Source organism: Vibrio sp. 2-2(8) (genome assembly GCF_963888495.1).
GTDB lineage: Bacteria > Pseudomonadota > Gammaproteobacteria > Enterobacterales > Vibrionaceae > Vibrio > Vibrio anguillarum.
This window is the reverse complement of the sequence record NZ_CAWPJM010000043.1, coordinates 1-686: the sequence shown is the minus strand read 5'-3', so window position 1 is coordinate 686 and position 686 is coordinate 1. Positions and strand designations below refer to the sequence as shown.

At 42.3% G+C, this 686-nt stretch carries 1 protein-coding gene; it reads left to right on the top strand.

The genetic code is table 11. The features are described from left to right. Positions 1 to 266 precede the first annotated feature (266 nt). Positions 267 to 467, top strand: a complete 201-nt coding sequence (locus tag AACV12_RS11240) for a hypothetical protein (RefSeq protein ID WP_170901632.1) — start codon at positions 267 to 269, stop codon at positions 465 to 467. The last annotated feature ends 219 nt before the right edge of the window (positions 468 to 686 follow it).

Genomic DNA, 686 nt, shown 5'->3' with positions numbered 1-686 from the left:
GATTGTCATCGAGTTCTTCAGCGAGTTTAATCGCAGAATAGTACTCCAATTTAAACCAATTTACCGACATTAATGATGAACTCAACTTGATAGCCATAACGCCCGGCTAAGGGGTTGACAACGCACCGCCGGACTCAAAAAACACACCGTAAACACTGTACTTCAATTTTGCACTAAAGCCGCCACGCGTTGGCAATCCCTCTTGAGCCGTTTGTTAGGCCAACCGGTTGACAACGATACTTTCAAAACCAAAGAACAAGGCTTGTTTGAAAACTGAAAACCAACTAAGCGATTCATTTATAAACCAAAATTTCAAATCAGCAAAGAAACCAAAAAACTCAAATTTAACGGTTTGGAAGAAAAGTGACGAGCGTAGCATTCTCGGCGGACGTTTGGATGCTGAAGGTTATTTTGCCGCTCAATTCACAACAAAAAGCAACCCAACGCGATCAAGAAACAACAAATAGGTGATGACGATTTATTGCTCAACTTAAGCCAGAAAACATTGGATTTACCGTTCAATTCCAACTCGTTTTAGCTGATAAAAACTCACTTTGCCTAACGCCCGGCTAAGGGGTTGACAACGCACCACCGAACTCAAAAAACACACTGTAAACACTAAACTTCAATTTTGCACTAAAGCCGCCACGCGTTGGCAATCCCTCTTGAGCCGTTTGTTAGGCCAA